Annotated in this window: 19 protein-coding genes; 8 read left to right on the top strand and 11 right to left on the bottom strand. The window is 43.3% G+C overall.

The window, feature by feature from the left end:
* Positions 1 to 391: 391 nt before the first annotated feature.
* A complete protein-coding gene (locus ACYVGO_RS24435) occupies positions 392 to 1120 on the bottom strand; it encodes a hypothetical protein (RefSeq protein WP_460971514.1) in 729 nt (242 codons plus the stop codon).
* A 168-nt stretch (positions 1121 to 1288) separates the two neighbouring features.
* Between ACYVGO_RS24435 and ACYVGO_RS24430 the strand changes: the two genes are divergently transcribed.
* The 5 genes from ACYVGO_RS24430 (at position 1289) to ACYVGO_RS24410 (ending at position 8633) form a co-directional block, all read left to right on the top strand.
* Entirely contained in the window at positions 1289 to 1930 is a 642-nt protein-coding gene (locus ACYVGO_RS24430; RefSeq protein ID WP_460971513.1) for a DUF4291 domain-containing protein, read from the top strand.
* 871 nt (positions 1931 to 2801) lie between these two features.
* Positions 2802 to 5183 carry an ABC transporter permease gene (locus ACYVGO_RS24425; RefSeq protein ID WP_460971511.1) on the top strand — a complete coding sequence of 794 codons (2382 nt, stop codon included), beginning with the start codon at positions 2802 to 2804 and terminating at the stop codon, positions 5181 to 5183.
* Positions 5184 to 5220: 37 nt separating this feature from the next.
* Positions 5221 to 5640 carry a hypothetical protein gene (locus ACYVGO_RS24420; protein WP_460971510.1) on the top strand — a complete coding sequence of 140 codons (420 nt, stop codon included), beginning with the start codon at positions 5221 to 5223 and terminating at the stop codon, positions 5638 to 5640.
* A 149-nt stretch (positions 5641 to 5789) separates the two neighbouring features.
* Positions 5790 to 7880, top strand: a complete 2091-nt coding sequence (locus tag ACYVGO_RS24415; RefSeq protein ID WP_460971509.1) for a tetratricopeptide repeat-containing sensor histidine kinase — start codon at positions 5790 to 5792, stop codon at positions 7878 to 7880.
* Between the two features lie 396 nt (positions 7881 to 8276).
* Positions 8277 to 8633, top strand: a complete 357-nt coding sequence (locus ACYVGO_RS24410; protein WP_460971508.1) for a LytR/AlgR family response regulator transcription factor — start codon at positions 8277 to 8279, stop codon at positions 8631 to 8633.
* Between the two features lie 55 nt (positions 8634 to 8688).
* Here the strand turns inward: ACYVGO_RS24410 and ACYVGO_RS24405 are convergent, their stop codons facing one another.
* The 3 genes from ACYVGO_RS24405 to ACYVGO_RS24395 form a co-directional block, all read right to left on the bottom strand.
* Positions 8689 to 9522: an SPFH domain-containing protein gene (locus ACYVGO_RS24405; RefSeq protein WP_142773748.1), complete on the bottom strand. Its 834-nt coding sequence runs from the start codon at positions 9520 to 9522 to the stop codon at positions 8689 to 8691.
* Complete coding sequence (locus ACYVGO_RS24400; RefSeq protein ID WP_142773749.1) at positions 9519 to 9710, bottom strand: hypothetical protein; 192 nt, start codon at positions 9708 to 9710, stop codon at positions 9519 to 9521. Before ACYVGO_RS24400 ends, ACYVGO_RS24405 begins: the two co-directional genes overlap by 4 nt.
* A gap of 207 nt (positions 9711 to 9917) precedes the next feature.
* Positions 9918 to 10142, bottom strand: coding sequence for a hypothetical protein (locus ACYVGO_RS24395; RefSeq protein WP_460971506.1), 225 nt, complete (start codon positions 10140 to 10142; stop codon positions 9918 to 9920).
* A gap of 660 nt (positions 10143 to 10802) precedes the next feature.
* On the opposite strand from ACYVGO_RS24395, the gene ACYVGO_RS24390 reads away from it, so the two are divergent.
* Positions 10803 to 11246, top strand: coding sequence for a response regulator (locus tag ACYVGO_RS24390; RefSeq protein WP_168207827.1), 444 nt, complete (start codon positions 10803 to 10805; stop codon positions 11244 to 11246).
* On the opposite strand, the gene ACYVGO_RS24385 is transcribed toward ACYVGO_RS24390, so the two are convergent.
* The 4 genes from ACYVGO_RS24385 to ACYVGO_RS24370 all read right to left on the bottom strand — a co-directional run bounded on the left by ACYVGO_RS24385 (position 11215) and on the right by ACYVGO_RS24370 (position 14265).
* Positions 11215 to 11619: a hypothetical protein gene (locus ACYVGO_RS24385; protein WP_142773752.1), complete on the bottom strand. Its 405-nt coding sequence runs from the start codon at positions 11617 to 11619 to the stop codon at positions 11215 to 11217. The genes ACYVGO_RS24390 and ACYVGO_RS24385 overlap by 32 nt on opposite strands.
* Positions 11620 to 12433: 814 nt before the next feature.
* A complete protein-coding gene (locus tag ACYVGO_RS24380; RefSeq protein ID WP_460971505.1) occupies positions 12434 to 12793 on the bottom strand; it encodes a hypothetical protein in 360 nt (119 codons plus the stop codon).
* A 334-nt stretch (positions 12794 to 13127) separates the two neighbouring features.
* A complete protein-coding gene (locus ACYVGO_RS24375; RefSeq protein ID WP_142773754.1) occupies positions 13128 to 13298 on the bottom strand; it encodes a hypothetical protein in 171 nt (56 codons plus the stop codon).
* A 385-nt stretch (positions 13299 to 13683) separates the two neighbouring features.
* Positions 13684 to 14265, bottom strand: a complete 582-nt coding sequence (locus ACYVGO_RS24370; protein WP_460971504.1) for a hypothetical protein — start codon at positions 14263 to 14265, stop codon at positions 13684 to 13686.
* A gap of 731 nt (positions 14266 to 14996) precedes the next feature.
* Between ACYVGO_RS24370 and ACYVGO_RS24365 the strand changes: the two genes are divergently transcribed.
* The gene (locus ACYVGO_RS24365; protein ID WP_210422390.1) at positions 14997 to 15377 is read left to right on the top strand and encodes a hypothetical protein; all 381 of its coding nucleotides are present in this window, start codon (positions 14997 to 14999) and stop codon (positions 15375 to 15377) included.
* A 773-nt stretch (positions 15378 to 16150) separates the two neighbouring features.
* On the top strand, positions 16151 to 20077 hold the full coding sequence (locus tag ACYVGO_RS24360; protein WP_460971503.1) for a PAS domain S-box protein: 3927 nt from the start codon (positions 16151 to 16153) through the stop codon (positions 20075 to 20077).
* Between the two features lie 109 nt (positions 20078 to 20186).
* Here ACYVGO_RS24360 and ACYVGO_RS24355 read toward each other — a convergent pair whose 3' ends face one another.
* The 3 genes from ACYVGO_RS24355 to ACYVGO_RS24345 form a co-directional block, all read right to left on the bottom strand.
* Positions 20187 to 20675 carry a DsrE family protein gene (locus tag ACYVGO_RS24355; protein ID WP_460971502.1) on the bottom strand — a complete coding sequence of 163 codons (489 nt, stop codon included), beginning with the start codon at positions 20673 to 20675 and terminating at the stop codon, positions 20187 to 20189.
* Positions 20662 to 20835 (bottom strand): DUF1059 domain-containing protein, encoded by a 174-nt coding sequence (locus tag ACYVGO_RS24350; RefSeq protein ID WP_142773757.1) that lies wholly within the window; start codon positions 20833 to 20835, stop codon positions 20662 to 20664. The genes ACYVGO_RS24355 and ACYVGO_RS24350 overlap by 14 nt, the downstream gene beginning before the upstream one ends.
* A gap of 136 nt (positions 20836 to 20971) precedes the next feature.
* A complete protein-coding gene (locus tag ACYVGO_RS24345; protein WP_460971501.1) occupies positions 20972 to 22459 on the bottom strand; it encodes a capsule assembly Wzi family protein in 1488 nt (495 codons plus the stop codon).
* Positions 22460 to 22618: the final 159 nt, after the last annotated feature.

The following is a 22618-nucleotide window of genomic DNA, read 5'->3' as shown; positions in this document are numbered from 1 at the left end:
TATCGGCTCACTCAGTTATATGCTTAATCCAAGTTACTCCACAACTTTTAGACTTGATCCAAAATAATTAAGGTCTTTCGTCGTCAATTTCGTGGGGTTCGGAATTTGGAATTCTTCCTGTATCGGCTAACCCAGGTATATACTTAATCCAATATACTCCATAACTTTATGAATTGGTCCTATTTCAGGTATAGGCGCGTAGCATGACCTTAGTAGCTTATTAGTAGTGCCTGATTCGCTACTGAAAGACAATCAGAAAATTTACGTGTACGTGAATACGTATTGCACAGATTATCGCCTTTACGGTAGCGTAGGATTGCGCCATTCTGCACTAACCGTTTCCAGCGGGGGCAAAAGAAATAGAGAAGTATTTGAATTGTTACGTTAAGGCTTAGAAGGGATAACAAATACCATTAGAATAAGTAGCGGTATAAAATCGCTGGTATAACTCACAGACTTGCTGCTTCAAATAGGCGGAATTAGTAGGGTGGTTCTGCTCAACATGGAAATTAGTAAACACCAGGGACTGTCTGCCCCGGTCCACTACCCAGGTCAGGATGAGTGATGAGGCCCCTATTGGTACGGGCATGTACAAGCCCAACGTTAACAAGCCCACTCCAGCTCCTTTTAGACTCTGTTGCCTGTAATTAGTTTTTGTTCGATAAAAGCCTTGTTGGTAGGAAATAATCAACTGATCAACGCCATTTACTTGCATCAGTGAATCCAGGCTCCTTGAAATGCGGCACGAATCTACGATTTGCTGTCGCCTAGGCTTCGACTTCGTACTATTCAGTTTGGTATTGATAGCAAAAATCTCCTGATATATCTTTCGATACGTAGCGGTATCAGTCGTAACTTCTTTGGCCGCAAGATGATGACTCAGGGCCTCTTGAGTCGACTCGAGTAATTTTTTCTTGGCTTTTTGGGAAGTCAGTGAGTCGAAAGTCACTTTATTAGCTTCTTTAATAACCCCGATATAGCAGTTAGGCGTGAGTATACCAATGGTTAAATTTCTACTCTTCACCCCTGGATCAGGGTATATATAGCGGTAGGATTTACAACTTGACAAGCAAATAAAAATAGCGGTAAACCAATAAATGGGTGAGAAAGGTGTTTTCATGAAGAAGCGTCTATTTCTGCTTATTATTGCAGCTAAACTACTGTAAAAACAGTCCTGGCAAAATTAGTGCATAGCACCCGGCCAGTCTACCTCAGGAGGCTACTAATGTAAATAGGTCAAACACCCGAGCGGAAAAGGTCTATGTGTTGACTACTATTTCTGGAACAAATGACTTTAAAAACAATTCCGTATCTAAACTATGAAACTGATTTGCCACAAGCTGGGCAGCCTGTTTTAGGTCAGCTTCGGGGGCAAAACATAATCGTATATCAGGCATTCAATCCACAGATTGTTGATTACGCTGTTGCTCATCAACGATTTGGAGGGCCAGCTTATTCGTTTTCTCGAATGTCATGGATTAAACCTAACTTCCTTTGGATGATGTATAGGGCAGGTTGGGCCAAGAAGGAGAATCAAGAGAAGGTTGTAGCGATTGAAATCAGCCTGGAGAATTTTGAAACCTTATTGAAGCAAGCTGTCTATTCTTCTTTTCAGCCAGCTATTTACTCTACCCGAGAGCATTGGGAAACTAGTTTGATCGAGTCTGAAGTTAGGTTGCAATGGGATCCAGATCACAATCCGGCAGGCAGGAAATTAGAAAGACGAGCCATTCAATTAGGTCTGAAAGGCGATACGCTAAAGCTATTCGCAACGGATTGGATTATGTCTATTGAGGATATTACCGAATTCGTCCTTGACCAAGGCCGCTTTGTTGAAGAGGGCGTAATGGAAAAATTAACCGTAATAAAAGAACAGGTGATTCCCATTTCAAACCCACATTTGACTGCCAAACTGAAGCTAACTAATTAATTAAATTTGCCGCTAAGAGCTACTCACGCGTACTATCAATCGGGCTAACGATCAGCTATAAACGCATGCAATGCAACTAATTTTCAGTTTTCGCGAGAATCATGGAGAGACCGTGCCTAGTAAAACATCTCCCGTTCTTTATATAGGCGCTGGCCACACAGCTGATTTGTGAGCGATTCGGTAGCTTCATAGGTTGCCTCCATCATCTATTCCTCGCAATCAAACTCCTGCCATTTCTGTCCGATTACGTTAACAAAGCCCTTCATAGTACAAAATGTCAGACAGAAATCTACCAGCTCATGAGTCGTATACATAGTACTGTCCCTTGGAAGTCATATAAGGTGGTTACTCCCCTGTCTGGGCCAGACACGATGTATACTATATAAACAATTCGGTCTTTATAGGTGGCTTGCTGAATAGACAATTTGTGATTCTTGCGGCTACCGCGTCTGCTACAGTTGTCTTTAACCAAGACAGTCTTCTAAGGGCTTGGTTACAGTACAGGAGGGAGGAATATCATCAACCATTGAGGATGGATTTCTGAGGTGGTCCCATTAGCTGGACACTTTACTTATGAGAGTTTATTAGAGATGGTTTGATAAAATCAGTTTTCAAAGTCAATCGGTGACCTATAGCCTAAAAACGACCGGGTGGTGTGTCCCAACCGGACACCGCAAGGGCACGGTCTGCCGTCGGGGCGGGAACAATGCAATCTTACTCAAGCGGACAATTCCGGTCAGAACTGTCCGAAATCGTACAGTCGTCAGTAGCTATAGTGCCTATAGAAAGCACCAGGATGCTTTTTCTGCCGTGGTACAATAGTTGAGCCACTTCAAATCATCTATTCTGGTCAAAGAAAATCCATCCTATTATGTTTTGGAATTTTTTCAAAACCGCCTACCGGAACCTATACCGGAATAAATTCTTCACGATAGTAAACGTCATTGGTTTGGCACTTGGCATGTCCATCAGTTTATTATTCGTGGCCCTGCTTACCTTCCTGTACCGCTATGACAATTTCCATCCTTATAGGGACCGGATTTATCGGGTAACCACCCAGGTATATGATCAGAAAGAGAATCCGCACTATGCTTCAGCGCCGGTTGGCCTTGCCCAACACCTAAAAAGAGAGTTTGCAGGCGTAGAAAAAGTAGTCCGTATTCATAGTTCACTTCAAGGCAATGCAATCTATAGGGAAAAGAAGATTCCACTGAGTGGTTATTTTGCCGACCCAGAGTTTTTGGAGGTGTTCAATTTTCCATTGCTGCAAGGCAATAAGGTGACAGCTCTTACTAAACCGAATACCCTGGTCATTACGAAATCGGAAGCCCTGAAAATTTTTGGCAGTACCGATGCCATGGGTAAATTAATCCGAATGGAGCCGTATGGCGATTTTGTTATTACCGGTATTTTAAAAGAGCTGCCACTGAACTCCCACATGCAGTTTGGCGCAATTGCTTCCTATCCTACCTTATTATCGTATAAAGGGGCTGCTTTCCTGGAGAATAAAGAAGATTGGCAATCGTTTGCCAACTCTTACATCTATATTCGTCTTTTCCAGGACTATCAACCCGCCCCTGTTGAACAGTACCTGAATGAACTAGCCAAACAGCGATACACCCAACGAGCAAGTAAAGCCACCTTTAGGCTACAGCCTTTACTTAAAATTGTACCGGGCCCTCAGCTCTATGATTCCTTAGGGACAACGTATGATTACCTGTTGCTTTTTCTGGTTGGCTCGATGTCGCTGATGATTCTGATACCTGCCTGTTCAAACTATGCCAATCTTTCGATTTCACAATCCCTGGAGCGCATGAAGGAAATAGGGATGAGAAAGGTAATGGGCGGACAAAAGAAGCAGATCTTTTCCCAGTTCATTGTTGAGTCAACCATTATTGTGCTACTGGCGCTTCTGCTGTCCTATGTGATCTTTGACGTGCTACGGCGGGATTATATCTATCAAATGGTTGAAACCGAGCCTGTAGATTTATCCCCTACATTGACCACGTTCATTAGCTTCATTTTATTCGCCCTGCTGGTTGGTTTTGCTGCGGGTATTGTGCCGGCACTTTATTTCTCAAAGCTTACGCCCATTAAGGCTCTGAAAGGGAAAGAAGTAAAGACGAGCAAGCGCTCGTTCTTCCGTAAGCTCGTTTTAACGGCTCAGTTTATTCTGTCTTTGGGCTTTATTATGGCCGTTGTTATTATGCTGCGGCAGTATCAGTATTCGCTAAACTATGATTTGGGGTTCGAACAGCAAAATGCCCTCGATGTTGACTTACAGAACATCGATGCCGAGCGGTTCAAAAACGAATTTGGAAAGTTATCCTCCGTGAAGCGTATGTCTATGTCCTCTCATATTCTGGGTATTGGATCGGCTCCAGAACAATATATCAAAACGTCCTCTCAGTCAGACTCGCTGGGGGCTTCCTCAATGTCAATCGATGAAGCTTTCCTATCAAATATGAACTTAACGTTGCTAGCCGGCAGGAACTTCAGTACAAATGCCGTTGAAAATTCGCGGCTTATTCTAGTCAATGAGGAGTTAGTAAAAAAGTTGAACCTGAAAAATCCGTTTGCTGCCATTGGGCAATCCATTGTCTTACCGGGTGGACGAGAGGTCCGCATTGCTGGTGTCCTGAAAAATTTTCATTATTCAGGCCTTAAAAACCCGATCAGGAGTTTCTTTTTTGAGCATGATCCTGAACGATTTACCTATGCTAATTTGAAACTTGAATCAACTAATCTTGTTGGTGAGCTCACGGCCATGGAAACGCTCTGGAAACAGATCGGCGGGGAAGACAAATTCACGGCCCAGTTTTTCTCCGATGAGCTTAAGGATGCCTATAGCTTTTATACGGTGATTATTAAGCTGTGGGGCTTTTTAGGTTTATTAGCCATTACCGTCTCCTGCCTGGGCTTGTTAGGTACGGTGTCATTCACCATTCAAAAACGGGTTAAAGAAATAAGTATCCGAAAGGTGATGGGTGCCTCTTCGGAAAGTCTTGTGCTGCTCTTATCCAAAGAATTCATCTGGCTGCTGGTCATTGCCAGCCTGATTACGATTCCGGTGATGTACTTACTGTTCAAGTACCTACTGGCTACCCTTCAGCATTATATTATAGACATCGGTTTTATAGAAATACTGGCTAGTTTACTGATTATGCTGTTTTTAGGCCTGACGACCATTCTGTCCCAAACCCTAAAAGCAGCCAATGCGAATCCAGTTGATAATTTGAGTGTGTCGTCCTAAGCCTTAACAACCCGTGCATAATCAAATCATTTATACCATGAACACAACTTCAACAGGTAGAGAACCCAAACAGAAGTGTGCTCTTCCTAAGACTGCCTTTACAATATGTGCTATCGCTGGCCTTCTTTGGGGGCCTATCATGGCTTTTTCGTATCCAAAACCAGAAACAACACCAGCAAAAGCGATTGGAGTAGGCCAGACGGGAATTATTCGCGCTGGAATGCCTGGAGGTATCACAAAGGACGATTACGATAAAGTAATGATCGTTGTTTCCTCTAAGAATCAGGAGGGCTTAAATCAGCTTGTTCAGGCCGGAAAAGCTATCTGGGTAGACAATAACACCAAAGTCAGGGTAATTGCTGTAGGGGTATTCAAAAAACGGGTCCGTTTGCTGTCTGGTAACCACAAAGGAGCCGCGGTATGGGTTCCCAATGACTATGTCGAATCAGAAAAATAATTCCCATTTAGCCGTTATGTAAGTCACAAAAAAAACTTGCAGAGATGTAGCCGGATAAAGCAAGATACTGCTGTAGACTATCTACCAACTTTACCCTATATTAAAGGCATAAAAGGAAAATTGTGCCTTGTTTTATAGGCAACCTATCCATGCTTCATTCTCATGTACTTAGTATAAGCTCGCTATTGAAACGTGTCGCCAGGGAAATCTTGCTCCTCTTTTTACTTGGCGTATGCCTTCAGGTCCAGGCACAAAAAATTGATTCATTACAAAAACAACTCGCACGAACACGTCTGGATACGCATCGTGTACACACCTTATATGAACTGAGCTATGCATACTGGCTTGGCGGTGATGATTCGCTAGCCATCTTCTACGGTATACAATCGGCTCGACTAGCTAAACGTCTTGGCTTTTTACAGGGCGAGGGAAAAGCCCGGTTACGTCTTGTCCGTATTGAGGCCGACCGATTAGTTGATGTGCAGGGAGCATTTGCCCAACTGGATACAATACGGCTGATTTCTATTAAACTGAAAGACAGACACATGGAGGCCGAGTCTTATATTCGAAAAGCACAGCTTCTGGAAGGCAACCTAACGAGGCAAAAAGAAATTATGCCCCTTTTAGACAAAGCCAATGCTATATTTATTGATCTGAATGATAAACCATGGCAGGGGACAGTCTTTAATGAAAAGGCTCAGATTTTTGCCCGTAGCGGACAATTCAGCAAGTCAGTTGAACTGTATTTAAAAGCCCGGCAGCTTCAGGAGGAAGCAAATGACTTGGCAGGACTACGTTCCACTCTTCCAAATCTTGGTGTAGTTTATTCTGCGTTGGGTTTGTATACCGAAGCATTAAAAATATTTGATGAGGCCGCTATTGTAGCCAAAAAACGTAACGATAAACTACTTGAGGCATTTTTGCTAAATCAGCGGGCGGATATTTTCGAAAAAGAGGGTAAGTACAGCGCTGCCTTAACGGCATTGTCCGAGGCCGAAACGATCAACAAAGCCATTCATGCAGTCTATAGCCTACCAAAGGTATACGCACGTATGGGTAAGGTATATATTAAGCGTAAAGACTACGAAAACGCGCTAAAATTCACCCAACTGGGTGATAAACTGTATCGGGATGCTGTCGATCTGGGTGATTTTGTGGACCACATGGTTCAGCTGAACTACGGAAAAATTTATCTGGCAAAAAAACAATACAATCGGGTGCTATCATACGCAGCAAAAGGATTGGCATTTGCGGAAGAATCAGATCCGCCCTTGCTGGCCGAAGCCGCAGAATATCATTGGTTACTAGCCCAATCGTATGAGGCTACTAACCGCACCGATAAGGCATTGTTCCATTATAAAAAATTCAAAATGGCTTCGGATTCACTACTTAATAAAGAATCCCTGCAAAAAGCCACAGCCTCCGCAATGAATTATGAATTCGATAAGCAACGGCAACAGACTAAATTAAGCCTACAAACGCTCAAGAACGATAAGCTTACTCAGGCGCGTAATTTTCTGGTTGGCTTATCGGCACTGGCCATTTTACTCGCGGGAATAATTTTCTGGTCCAATCGGAAGCTAACGGCAAAAAATCATGAACTGACTGTCAAAAATCGGGAAATTGAGGAGGCTCTTTTTAAAGGTCAGTCTATAGAACGAAAACGGGTTGCCTCAGAACTGCACGATAATCTGAATACCAAACTGGCGGCATTACGCTGGCGCATGGAAGCTTGGGATGTATCAGACTATAACGAGGAAGACCGTAAATTCTACGCCGGTTTAATTCAGATGCTCGAAGATGTGTATTCGGATGTTCGACAGATTTCCCATAACCTGCTACCCACAGAATTGCAAACACAGGGATTGGCTTCTGCTTTACAAACCTTAACGGATAAACTCAATTTTAACCCACACATGCAATTCAGTCTGGACAAAAGTGGCTTAAAAAAGCGCCCGGACTCTAAAATAGAATTTGAGTTATACCATGTAGTGTTGGAATTGATTAATAATAGTATCAAACATTCTCAGGCAGACCAGGTAGTGCTAAGTCTGACTCAAAATGCAAGAAAAATCCTTTTGTCGGTGAGTGATAATGGGGTAGGATTTACAATTGACCCGCAAGCCAACGGAATAGGCATGCGGAATATCCTTGCCCGAGTCGATACACTTGAGGGTACATGCAGGATCGAAAGTTCGCCCGGACATGGAACCCGGGTTGAGATTGAAGTCCCAGCCTAAATCCAGCGAATAAGCCTACTCCATCCTCCCCAGTGTAGGTAGTTTACGACGAGTCGACATGGACAGGATAAAGGCGAAACGCTAGTTCAATACACTACGTTAACCTACAAACTTCGGTTGTCCACTATCCAATTCAGGTTTTTCACAACATTTAGCACACCCACTTCCGGCAGCACTGTACCTTGCAGTGGAATTATCCAACCTACCTCTTTTTTAAAGGCAAAAGCCCCAACCAAATCAGGAAGGGGCTTTTTGCATAAGTTGGGTAAGTACTCTTACGCATTAAGATGGGAACACCATTTCTTAGATGAAAGAGCCTTACTAAGGTCGAAAAAAAACGCCGAGTCCATCAGAATCAGTGTTTTTATATTTCCATCCACTTAAGTTATCTACAGTATGAAGCGGTTAGCTGCTGCACAACTTCAACATAACTTTGATCCAGCTCAGGTTCTCTATTTAATTGGTGATGTCAATTACTCTATGGTTCACCTGGTTAGTGGTAAGGCTATTTTATCCAGCAGAACACTAAAGTGGTATAGTGATCGGTGGCCTCATTTTATTCGTATTCACAAAGCCCACCTTATCAATCCCGATCAGGTTCATAGCTGTGTGGTGATTTCTTCAACGATAGCGCACCTAATTATGAACGACGGCGCTCGTCTTCCAATTGGTCGACGTCGAATTAGAGAGGTTATTGATCAATTAAGCAGTGATCATCCAAAAAATTCCATAGTTGGCTACTACGCTGAATAAGCCTGACCAATTAGACAGATTCAGAGTAATAGGCAGGCCCTTTTAGCTGATCAATTTATTTAATGGGTAGCTGAATCATTGTTGACGTACCACTCCCAAGCTGAGTAGTAGGCAGTTGGCCGTTCCACTTCTTTATCCACTCCTGTTGAACCAGCAAAGGCGTTAACGTCTTTTGTTTCAGTTCATTGGCTCTGGCTTCCGCTTCTGCTTCAATAATTTTTGCGCGGGCAATCCCACTCGCTTTTGTCACGGCTATTTCGGCGCTTGCTTTTTCTGCTGCCACCTGGTTATTCAAACGCAGGGCATTTTGTACAGCCGTGTTCTTGGCATCAATCATAGCCTGTAATGATTCAGGCGGGGTCAGGTTTGAGGTAATGTTCTCGAATGAGAATCCATCGTCGGTCAATGATTTACGGAGTTTAGCCTCGACCTGTTCTTCAAAACCAACCCGGTTATTGACTAATGAATCGGGAGTAAATGTATTAGCTACATCACGGTAGGAGTTATATACAATTGTCCGCAGGATATTATTTTCAATGTCGGGAAGCTCCTTTCGATACTTTCGATATACGTTAGCACCTTGACCTTTAACCAGATGATAGTTTAATGTGGGGTCAATTTTGAACAGGGTACCTCCTTTGGCGCTAACAGTAAATGGGTCAAAATCTTTGGTCTGGGTAAACGTAGGATATTGTTCGATGAATGAAGTAAGCGGATTATAAAATATCCAGCCTGTTACATTTTCAATATCAGATGCCCCCCGGTCGGAGCCTATTTTGCTGACTTTAATACCTTCGTGACTGGCATCCACAGTGGTGCAACTTTTACTTAGTAAGAGTACTGCCAACAGGGCCACAACAGAATAGATTACAATCCGTAGTTTGCTCATTTTACGTTAAATGGATTTTTAGTGAATGCTCTTGTCTTTAGAGAGACTACGATTACCCCAACCAGGAAGAAAAGTCCGGCAATATTGAGGTACGTGTTTTTCTGGTTAAGTAATGTAAAGCCAGCATCAACAGCGAGCATGAACAGTACTGCCCAGGCCAGAATAAGGAAAACTCGTTGAATACTCATCGATTAAGTGAATTGATTTTCTGCTGGCTAAGGTAATTACGGCCGTAGTTGTCAGGTAATTATTTTGTTTAAATGGACAAAATGGGCGTTTTTACCACCTTTTGTCTGTATAGGCTAATTAGTGTGGCAGTAATGATCCTTGTTCGTACACATCTATTTATTGTCAAACAGGCTCTCAACAAGGGGATTTGACACGATATGGACAGGTCATTTCGTCAACCCATTCGATCCATCTACATCGGTGGATTTGTCTGCAATTTTTCTAACATTTTCCGGCGATACAATTTTGACCATACCACTACCGTCCAGCTTAACTTTAAGCCTACCGCTGGAGGTCCAGTGAATTACGGTGGCTATGTAAAGACCCCGAAAGAATCCTTTCACGGTCTTTTCGACACTAACGCGGTCACCTGGGGAAATGACAGAATTCATAGGTGGTGGAGTTTTTGAATAGATCGCTCAATCAGACTCCTCAGTAAACACTTTACGAATCTGGTATACGCAGGCCATAAAGAGCATGATATTGATAAACAGGCCGAAATAATGACTTTTCGGATCATCTCGATACGTGGTCACTACATAGCAAATTGCCATCATACAGCCTACCCAAAAAATCACCTGAGCCCACTTCCATAAAGTCATTGTAATGTATCGATTAGTTGTTGAACATCGGGTTCCCCTGCTTTCTACTAAAGGCAGTACACAGAACTGTTTAATTACTGGCTAGTTCAGCGGATATCGCCTATTCCAGGCACTTTTGCAGGTGTCCTGCTCATACATCAAGGCGCACAAACTATCAGCAGGGCATTTTTTCTCTAGTACTAGTAAGGCCAACAAAGTAGTATGTGCCTTCACTTTCTAAATTCTCCAAAGGAAACTATTATCATTTCCCTGTCGTGCATTGCAGGCAAAAAATAGCTGATTCATCAGAAAAAATTACACGCAGCTCTTTTAGCTATATCCTCATAATGAATACCTTACATTAATAATCTTGCAAATAAGACATAAAACTTTAATTTATCAGGGAGGTTCTGGGGTGGCTTTTGTTATGTTTGAAAAGATAATTTATTCATATCTAGTTACTCCCAGTCTATGACATTGCCATCTCTACCTAAGAGCCTCTCGGATAAGTTAGTGTATTTGGTAGACGATGACGAGGAAGATGCTTTCCTCTTTGAGATGGCTATCCACGAAGTTATACCCTATTGCCGATTACGTATTTTCTATAATGGCCTAATTATGCTGGAAGTTATGGCCGACCCAGCCGCTAAACCTAATCTCATTTTTCTGGATATACAAATGCCTTATCCTGATGGATTAGAAGTATTGATGAATCTAAAGATCAATCGACAATGGGCTGATATTCCAGTTATTATGCTAACCGGAATTGAAGATGATGATAAAATCTCATTAGCCTATCAGCTCGGAGCACAATCAGTTATTAATAAGCCCGAGACTCACAGTCAACTTCTGGATATTGTCATAAATATCCGGGAATATTGGTTTAAGACCGTGCGCCTTCCTGGTCAGGCATAAACGGAATTACATGTTGTTCTAAATGCTGAAGTGATTGTAAATAGTCCTTAAGATCTTGTTCTGTTGCGAAGAGCTTAGGTTCTTTGATCGGTAATGTCAGCTTCAATGGCATTTTAACCAAATCACTATAAATTCCTATTGGCTTTAGCTCATAAACAGTAGTGGCTACTTTTAATTCGTAAGTGTCCAATGGTTGATCAATCACGCTCATTTCCTCCAATCGACCATCAAAGAAGATACGTTCTATTTGAGCCTGAAAGTAAGGATAGGTAGGCCCTTTTTTATTTGCAAGGCGTTGGCCATGCTCTTGATTGACAAAAACAATATCCCCTACCTTGAATGGCAATTCAATAGGTGTAAACGTAATAGTCATAGTGGTAAGTTTTAGACAATAATACTGAGGAAATCCCTTGCTTACAACGCCCTGGCCTTAGTTTAACACAAGTGCTCTTTCAGGAAGGGAATCCTGCGTTTTACGCATCAACTCTGATAGCCCTACCTATTTTAATGCCACAAAGGGGATATGGACTGCGTAGTAGATAGTAGCGATTGCGGGCTCTGAATGGAGTCTACATTTGGTGTGGATAGAGTAGAAAGGCTGGCTCTACTAGAGTCAGCCTTTTTTTGTGTTACCTTCTGTAGCTTATACGTCCTATAGACTAAGCAAACGCTCTACCGATTAACCCGGTACTTGTTTGTGTTCGTGTAGTTCATTGAACCTGCCAGGCAGGCTCGTGAACCACATATATGGGTATATGGGAAACGCTGACTCTTCTGGAGTCAGCGTTTTTTTGTGGCTATGTAACTTTTGGTAAAATTCTGAGTCTCAAGGATACATTACCCGTACACCCATATATACATTTGTAGCCCCTTCGTAATTGAGGGGGCTACTTGTTTTCGGTCCTATATACATCCAGGGGAATCTTAATTAAATCAGCTCTATAAGCATATTTGCTAACGCATTCTACAAAGAGGTGAGTTAAAAGTCGGTTCCATCAGCAATACTATCTGATTGTCCACTGCCTGCAACGTTATCTGTTAGTACATTGTAAGCTGGCATGGGCAATGATCAATGACACACACAGACCCATAAGTATTATACTACACAGCCCACATTTCATCAATTCGTATAAGCAACAAAGCCCGATGGTGGTCGGGCTTTGTTGCTTAATTTAACCTTTCGGCTCTTACTGCATGGCAATCGTACGGCTGGTCTGTTGAACAGGCGTCGACAGATTTACTTGTTTCCGAATGCTGCCTTCACTCGATTTTACTTCCAGCTCATACTCTCCGTCGGCCAGTTGGTCAACTTTCATCTTCATAGCATACCTGGCTTCTTTCTTGCCAATAGTTTGCTGATACAGCACCTCATTGTTTTTGTCGCGAAGCAATACTACGACTGGCGTTTCGGTTGATTTTTGGACAGCCACCCGGATTTCATGGTTGATCGTCACATACGCACTGGCATCGAACGAAAGCGTTTTAGGGGTTGTAGGGTTAATCAGGGAAGAAGCACTCAATAAAATAGAGGCTGCTAGTTTGCTCATTGGTAGTAACATGGTAGTAATGCGTTAACTGTTTTAAGATGTTGTTTACTGAGTTGATTTAGTAAGTCCAAAGCTCGTGCCAATTCAGTCTATATACTGACAAACAGCAGGTTACCTCCTGTACTGATTTTTAGTAGTGTCCAGAACTGGACAAGCCTTGTTCACTTGCGGACAAAATTAGGGCAAGGCATTGCGAACAGAAATCCATATTTGGCCAGATGTTGAAATCAGACAATAAAGTGTATAAAAGGGGAGATAAATGGTAAAACCCGTGAAGCACCAGGCACAGGTTATTGCCGTCGGGAAACCAAACGATCAATGTGCTTATCCCCTATCAATGCCACCGAAGTGCATTGATGTTGTGGCCAATATTCGTACCTTCTGCCAGACCTACTTCATTATCATGCCGGGTATGAATACCGCCCATCAGCCGAGAATCAGCACATTCCAGCGCAGCCGCCCCAAATGAGGTGTAGTGCCGGGCTTCATAGGTTATTGAATACAATCTATAATTCGGAAAATACTGAGCATTATTCGCAGGACTTGGATTAGCAGGCAGCTCAACTTTTACATAGATTCCACAACGATTCGCGAGGGTATTATCCGTGAATTAAAAACCAGGGCTATATAACACTCGCTGTAGCAGCCGATTGAACCGCATGGCCTGAATAAAACGAATAAAGGCATCGGCTACGGCCATACCCACACGGGCGTAGGCTTCAGCCGCTTTTACTAAATTGACATGGCTATTGCGGATGGCAATCGTAGCCAGATTATAGGAGTGCCCAGGGGGCGAACAGGTTTCCGTTGAATCATCTCCCCATCACATGACAGTGGCCCGGTCGGTTTCAGTGAGGGTGTGTTTCCGGTCGAATACTTCTTTATACATACTAATTACTGGTTGTATCAGTCAAGTAGACCAAAGGTTTTGGCAATGGCAGTTGACTATTACGCGCTGAGAATGTTCGGTTCTTTCCCCAGGTTGGATGCATCGGAATTTTTGTGTTCGATTGCCCAATCAGAGGGGGTACCCATAAGCCAGTACCTACCGGCCGTACATAATCTATGGGGAAATTCCGCTTATATCCCTGATGTCCGCCATCGTTTTTCGACCATTCAAAAATTTTCGCAGCTATAGCTTTACCAAATTGCTCAGAGCGCTCCACAACCTCGGGGCTATTTCGAGCTGCATAATAGGTATGTATTGCTCCTGCCAGAGAATCAACAGGATGCGTTTTTTCGGTATAGGCATAGAGCGCTTTAAGCATATACGCCTGTCCGGCATTTAGAGCTAGTTCCCAGCAATACGTCTTCTTAAGGTCAGGTTTGGGTAACGAAAGGGTATCAGACAGCTTACAAATGACTGACCGATAGGTAGGAGAAGCAAACACAACGGTTTCGTACATGGTCAGCCCCAGATAGACAATGGCGCGGGAACCATAGGTAGGCGTATTCTTCGGGGCTTTTGTCATAACCCGAACGGTCATATCTGCCCAGCTAGTAGCAACTGGCTCAATGACTAAAGCAGAGGTACTAAACTGAGCATATGCTGAATTGCTACAAACACAGAACAAAAATACGTTAACTATACAAATTTCAGTTAAATAGTTCACTAAACTATGAGACCGTTTTAAATACAGGAATTACTTAACAAAAAGTTTGCCTGTTACTAGTAATAATCTACTACCAACAGGTACTCTGTAAAACCAAATGAATTTATTGACATTCCAAGCAATCCCTCCTAACTTGGTAACTAGTCAAACCATTTTTTAAGATGCACCCAACTAAAGAATACGATGCCGAAGGCGATTATTAAGGAGTGATTTACAGGGGTAGCCTGATTAAGCCTATTCTGGGAATTATGCTGGCTGTAGGCATCTGGTGGTTCCTGAGGAGACGTAGATAAACAAATTTTCTTTACTCACAGAATCTCTGGAGGAAATGTTTTTTTTCTTTATTATTGATTTAGTGGTCTTTATGACAATTTTTAGCTACTAAATTCATCATGAGTTTGCTTTATAGAGTTTTAGTTGTTTATTTAACTTTTAGACCGTTTCGTACTATTTAAATCCTTATTGGTTCAAATAATCCGTTTTAGGTAAATCCAACTAAACAATATCTACGTATAGTGACTTTTATGAATATGTACTATTAGATTGGTTGGAATTCAGGTCAGTCATACAATTAATAAAACTCAACCACCATGATCACACAAACAAATGTCAGACTTCTAAAAGAGTACATTAAGACACTGGTTGCCACAGACGTAGAATTCCCTGGAATCTCTCCGCGTAGCTGGGGTAATGAGTTTAGTCGAACAGAACTGACAGCCATTTATTTCACCCTCAAATTTGTCATCAAGTCGGCAAATCCCAAAACACAGGTCCCCCTAATGCTGGCTTTCAAAAACGTACACCACCCTGGCATGAACATGCACTGGTTCTTGTGTGATTTCAGTCCGGAAATTATCCCCCTATTGACTAAACATAACGCATCCGAAATTCAGTATCCATCAACAAAAACTCCCAAAACACCTCAGGGTTTAGATCTGGCTCTGTTAACTTTGGTCAATGAAGCCGCTTAATGCATCAAACTAGTCAACTAGTTAGTAGACGCACTAACAGTATTGAAAAACAAAACTACCCGAGTATTTAAATACAAGTACGACTTATAAACTAACATAAAGCAGCCCCTTCTAGTACGATGGGGCTGCTTTGGTGTTTTAGTGGCTTTCGGGAGAAAGTTCTACTGTTCCGGATAGATAGCGAAAAGCATTTTCGGGAACAATATAGATACATATATCAACAAATGAAAACATGGTAATTGCTAGAATAGCTGTTAATAAAAAAACGCCGACCCCACTGAAGTCCGCGTTTCCGATTCTATCCACACCAGCCAAACACCCGCAGGCGAATGGCACTCAATTCGTTAATTATAGCAGTACAATTACCCAGACAGTTGTGGCAACCAAGACAATGAGTGTGCAAAGTATATAGTTTAAAATGGCTGAATGGTAATTACGGGTATTCATGATATACAAGTTACGGGGGTACGGTTTATTCATTAGATACAGATTGTCAGAATAGGCACAAAATATCTATTAAAAGGTAGTTTATTCAGATTTCTAGAGAAGCGGTTTGCGTCAGAGCGATTGGACAAAATTTCAACTTCGTTAAACCCGCTCAGGAAAAACTAACTCAAACTGCTTCTCAAGGCCATTTATTAAGAATATAGCAGTACGATAAATTAAAAAAAATCAATTTTAAACCCATTTTTGTTACCAAATAATAAATATCGACAATAACTTAAAAATGAATCCGGTACTTTAAAATCCCGTATACTTAGCTTGTGAAATTTATGTTTTCTCCTCCTAATGAGAGTAAGCGATTAGAAGCGTTACAGCGTTACCAGATTCTGGACACCTTGCCTGATAAAGCATTTGACAGGCTAACAGAACTGGCATCGTTGATTTGTGAAGTACCCATTTCGTTGGTAACGTTGCTCGACGACCAGCGGCAATGGTTCAAGTCTAAGGTAGGAATTGATGTAGATGAAACCAGCCGTGATGTTGCCTTTTGCCGGTATGCAATTTTGGATAGCACCCACTTTGAGGTAGAAGATGCTACACAGGACACTCGCTTCAAGGAAAACCCATTCGTCACATCCGATCCTCACGTCCGATTTTACGCTGGTTATCCCCTGACTGATCCCGATGGTTATGCGTTAGGTACGCTTTGTGTACTTGATAGCTCCCCCAGAAAACTTACCGAAAGCCAGCAAAAAGCGTTACAACTACTGGCCGACATGGCCATTGCCCTTATTGTTGAACACCGACAAAAACAAGAGCTTATTTACTTTGAGAATCTTTTTACGCTCTCGAATGATTTGATCTTTGTAGCTGGTGCCGACGGTTATTTAAAAAAAATAAACCCAGCCTTTCAGCAGGTACTGGGCTGGGATGAATCCTTTTTAGTAACAACTCCTTTTTTCGATCTGGTACACCCAGATGAACGGCTGGCTACTGAACAGGAAATCAGCCAATTGATTACAGGTAACCTGACCATCAATTTCACCCATCGGTTCCGTTGCAAAAATGGAACATACCGCCATCTCCAATGGGTAGCTACGCCCGAGCCTGCCACGGGCTATCTGTTTGCCATTGCCCGGGATGTTACTGACGAAAAACAGAGGGAGTTTCAACTGTATCAGTCTGAAAATAGATTCCGCTCTTTCTTCGAAAATTCGCAGGGACTCATGTGTATACATGACCTGGAGGGTACACTTATAACTGTGAACGCAGCTGGCGCTCAGGCACTAGGCTATCTGCCCGAAGAACTGATTGGCCGTCGTTTGAGAGATATAGTTCCCCAGGAGCAACATGCAGGGTTCGACGCTTATCTGGAAACCATTCGTAAAACCGGTAGAGCCAGCGGGATTATGCATACGCTCCATAAAAATGGCTCACTTCATATCTGGCTCTTTACCAATATTCTGGAAAATGATCTGAATGGCGATCCATTCATTATCGGAAATGCCATTGATATTACTCGGCGGCATCAATTGGAAGCCGATTTGAAGTGGACTAAGCAAATGTTGGAGCAAACCAACGAGGTAGCCAGAATCGGTACATGGGAAGCAGACTTTATCAAAGAAACCATGTACTGGTCGACTGTTACGAAACTGATTCATGAAGTACCCAATGACTTTACGCCACAGCTGGATACAGGCCACACCTTCTTTAGAGGAAAAAACTATGACCTAATTGTCGAGTCTGTTAATCGGGCAATCACTGAAGGGATTCCATTTGATATTGAATTGCAGATCGTTACGGCGGCAGAGCGGGAAGTCTGGGTTCGTGTGCTCGGTACACCTGAATTAAAGGAGGGAGCTTACAAACGGTTGTATGGTACGTTCCAGGATATTGATGAGAAGAAAAAAGCGGAACAGGCCTTAGTCAACGAAAAACTACGACTGGCCGCTTTTGTCGAGCATGCCCCGGCAGCTGTAGCCATGTTTGACCGGAACGTTACCTATCTGGCCGTAAGTAATCGCTGGATGGAGGATTATCATTTAGCAGGGAGTGTTATTGGCTTATCGCATTTTGATGTATTTCCAAATCTATCCGATACCTGGAAAGCCGTCTTTGACCGTTGCATTAACGGAGCCGTAGAGAAAAACGATGAATACGTTAGGCGGCCCGAAGGGTGGGATCACGATCAATACATATGCTGGGAAATCAGACCCTGGTACCAGTTCGATGGGTCGATTGGAGGTATTATGATGTTTACTCAGGATATTACAGAATCCTGTCTGCAACGGGAAGAATTGAAAAAAGCAAAGTTACAGGCGGAACAAGCCAGTGTTGCCAAATCTGAATTTCTGGCTAATATGAGTCATGAAATCAGAACCCCGCTCAATGGGGTAATTGGCTTTACCGACCTGGTTCTTAAAACATCCCTGAATGAAACCCAGCATCAATATCTGTCCATTGTCGATCAATCGGCGAATGCACTGTTAAGCATTATCAATGATATTCTGGACTTTTCTAAAATTGAAGCGGGTAAACTGGAGCTGGCCATTGAGAAAGTAGATGTATACGAGATCAGTAGCCAGGCGGCAGGCATTATTACCTATCAAGCCCAGAATAAAGGACTTGAGATGTTGCTTAATCTACCTGCCGATCTGCCGCGCTTTATTTATATAGATTCCGTTCGCTTAAAACAGATTCTGGTTAACCTGCTTGGGAACGCAGTCAAATTCACCGAGAAAGGAGAAATTGAGCTAAAAATAAAACCACTAACCGACCCTGAACAGGACTACGTTACCTACCGCTTTGAGGTGAGAGATACCGGGATAGGTATTAAACCGGAGATGCAGGAGCGCATTTTTGACGCTTTTTCTCAGGAAGATGCCTCAACAACGAAAAAGTATGGGGGAACCGGCCTCGGACTAACCATCTCCAACAAATTACTTGGTTTGATGGGCAGCCGTCTGGAGTTAGTCAGTAAGCCAGGAGAAGGTAGCTGTTTTTCATTCGATGTACAACTTAAAACGGAAGCAGGCGACCCCATTAACTGGCAGGATATCAGTCTGATCAAAAACGTATTGATTGTGGATGACAATGAAAACAACCGTCTGATTTTGCGGCAAATGTTTTTATTAAAACAGATTATTGTTGATGAAGCCCGCAATGGATTTGAAGCTCTCCAGTTATTAGCCCAGAATAAGCAATACGATGTGATTATAATGGATTACCACATGCCGTATATGGATGGCTTGGAAACAATTGAGAAAATCAGAGCTAACTTCTCCTCGCCTACCGATACGCAAGCCATTATTCTTCTGCATAGTTCGTCGGATGATGAACGGCTCATCAAAGCGAGTGAGTCATTGTCAATCAACCAGCGCTTGGTGAAGCCGGTTAAAATGACTGAATTGTTCCGCGCCTTATCCCGCCTGGGTCAACAGAACGACCAACCGGTACTCGTGGAGGCAGCTAGTCAGCAGGTCGACGTTGGCAACCAGCCCGTTAAATTGTTGCTGGTTGAGGATAATAAAGTGAATCAGTTGCTGGCTAGAACGTATGTAGGCAAACTAATTCCGAATGCCCAGATTATGGAAGCTTACAATGGTCAGGAAGCAATAGACATGTATAAGCAGTTGCTTCCTGACTTGATCCTGATGGATATTCAAATGCCTGTTATGAATGGGTATGAAGCCACGCAACGTATCCGGGAGCTGGAACAGGGCCGCCGTATTCCAATCATTGCCTTAACGGCAGGTACGGTGAAAGGGGAGCGAGAAAAGTGCCTGGCCGCCGGTATGGATGATTTTGTCACGAAACCCATTGTGGAAGCATCTATGGCTGCGCTGTTTCAGAAATGGCTGGGAACGCTAGCTACTGACACACCCGCTCCTCTTAAAACGCAGGAAGTTCAGGATCACTTTAACCTTGATGTGTTAAAAAATATTGCAGGACAGGATATTGACTTTATCAGCAGTCTAATGGAAGCCGCTGAAAGTGAGTTAACAAATTCATTGTCTGTTCTGGCAAAAGAGGCAGAAGCCAGCCATCTGGCCGGCTTACAGGCTGCTGGGCACAAGCTTCGTGGAACCGCATTGAGCGCTGGTATGCCTACATTAGCCCAACTGGCCCATAAATTGGAACACCTGGACCATTTTGAGGCTGGTTTAGTGCGTGAATTACTGGATCATACTCAATCGGAAATTAAACTTGTCATTTCTCTGATGGCTGATACGTTGAAAGCGACCGCGGCCATGTAGGTAAATTAAGCAGTATACTATATGACTTCTTCAGAGTCACATGTTTATAGAAAGACCATAGTTGCTATAAACATCTGCCCTTGAAGAAGTCATACAGGTCGGCGCAGCTTCAATACGTAAACATCCGATCACTGTCAGTAGCCAACCGTACCAATATAGTAGGCATAGCAAATTCAGCTGGTTTTCCAGTAATATCGGCATCAGTCAGGCCTCGTGCTTTTGACGACATCCCCGACATATAAAATCGGCCGCCCGCTTTTGAAATGGCGTCAAAGTGGTCGCGGAGTTTACCCGTACCCAAGCCAACCACCTTGTCTAACTCACTGTCTTTAAGTAGTGTAACGGCGTCACCGGCCAAAAACAGCGCGACGGTATGTCCTTCCTCTAAGGCAGTTTTTGCTACCAGAAAACCCAAAGCAGCCTTCGTAGGATTATCTGGACCGCACGTGATATGAATTAAGAATTTCATCTTTTTAGCTGCTGTAGTTGTTGATAGTTGCGCATGGGTTGTTGCACTCATACATACGACCCAGAAAAAGGTGAGCAGAAGGCGTTTCGTTAGCATTGTCTGATTGGTGAACTGATTAAGCCGCTTCATGAATCAATGGTTTAATCTGCTCCGCCATTTCTGGTGTAACCAACACCTGATGGACTTCCTGTGCATGTTGCGCAGCTAATTGAAGAACTTCGGTTTCACTTTCGGCCTGAATAATGCCTGGGCAGTCGAACCCAACGTCTTTGCAGCGTAATTCTTTCATAGTAATAGGAGTTTTAGCGAATTGGTACCTTAAAGGTATTACGGCCAAAACAGCTCGAAGAAAAGACTATGTGTACGACGAGGATTGCTTTATATGCGGTGGCTTTGGTCCTATAAGTGGCATACGCAGTGGCAGTTTATTGATGCCAAACCGCCTTCCGAAGCCCAAGGTATCCCCCAACTGTATTGGTATATAGTTGCCCAACATCAGCAGCAACAGATGCGGTAAGGGCCATTCCTCCCAGCCAGGGTAGCGGAACGCCGATCTGGACGATCGATGAAAACTGCCTGGGTGAACCCGGAAAAGAAGCTGTAAATGAACCCATATTTCGGCTGTACGACACTTTGGCTATCAAGCTCATCCGACGCGCGACCGTTGCCCGCATACCTACGTGTGCCATCTGGACGCGATTGTTGTTGACTGTCAAACCAGAAATAGGCTGGTATTCAGGCTTAACATCCTGATTTAACGTAAGGAAGGGCGTACCCAGAATATGACTTTTATACGCCCAGCCCTCCTGGTATTGTCCATTATTAAAATAATTATCATTTCCCGAGAGGCCATTCCAGGGTTCAAAGATTGAGCCGCTCTGGTTCAACGTCGATAGAAATTCAAGCAACAAATCATCGATATGAAAACCAGATGAACCATGCCTCAGCGGCCGGATTTGCAGACCAGTGAGGCCATCGGGTGTATTCTTAAAAAACATACCCGACGCATCGTCATAACTATGCTGGTGATAGAGCATTAGCGTAGCCGATGGTAGTCTTACTTCAAATCCAAAATCAATACTACCAACATGATTGCCATATAGATTGGTATAATCAAAGGATGTGATGCGCGGGTTGTTAAGGCCATCTGTCCGAATGGCAAAGAATACATTTGGGAAATCCCGCAATTGTCCGGGAAGTTGCCCATCAACGGCGTAGTGATAATCCAGATAATCGGAATGGCCACCCCATTGAACATTGTGATTAATACCTGCGTAGACTCGCACGGTAGATGCTGGTTTACCAACACGGAATATGACCGATTTCTGGTGCAGAAATGAATGCTGCATGTAATCGGTATTCGCAAACCAGCCGTGGGCAATAAATGCGTTAATAGCCAACCACTGCCTGCGCCCCAACGGAGCAAATCCTTTTGTACCGAATTGAACTTTAGGAATTGGCAACGCATTCCCCGACCAGGAATAAGAGCCGGACGTAAGGGTTGTATCGACCAGACCGATAACTTCCCTTCTTCGACCAATCACAAGCTGAATTTGTCGATGGGCTAGTTTTACATAGTATTCCGGGACAAGTAGTTGATTTTCTTTCCCCCCGTTACCCACGGCCTCGGCCGCATAACTCAGTACCCAGGCTCGGGCCGGCGTCTTTCGTGCTTTGGGACCAGTAGTATCCGTTAGTGATACGGAGCCTGTGACACCAACTCGTAGGCTCCCAATCGGCGAAACGTACGGAACGGTGCCAAATTGATTGGCGCGCAGCCAGAACGGCGTACGTTCTGTAGTAGATACCATACCTGCCACTTCGACATAGGCCTGATAAACACTCCTCTGTTGGGCGTATAAGGGAATACAAACAATACGAATTAGCAGGGCAACTAAGGATAACTGTTTCATAGGCAGGAGAATGGCAGGACAACGTAGTCAAATATCTGCTTTTATGATTACATGTTATATCATCACTGATCAGAATAGGCCTTATTCTCTCTTACTAGTTAAACCTTTTTAGTAAACGGCAACTCAAGCCCTATAAATTGAACGTCTACAAGGGCCTAC

The sequence above is a fragment of the Spirosoma migulaei genome (assembly GCF_054776855.1).
The sequence above is the reverse complement of the archived record's forward strand: the minus strand, read 5'-3'. Positions and strand labels throughout refer to the sequence as shown.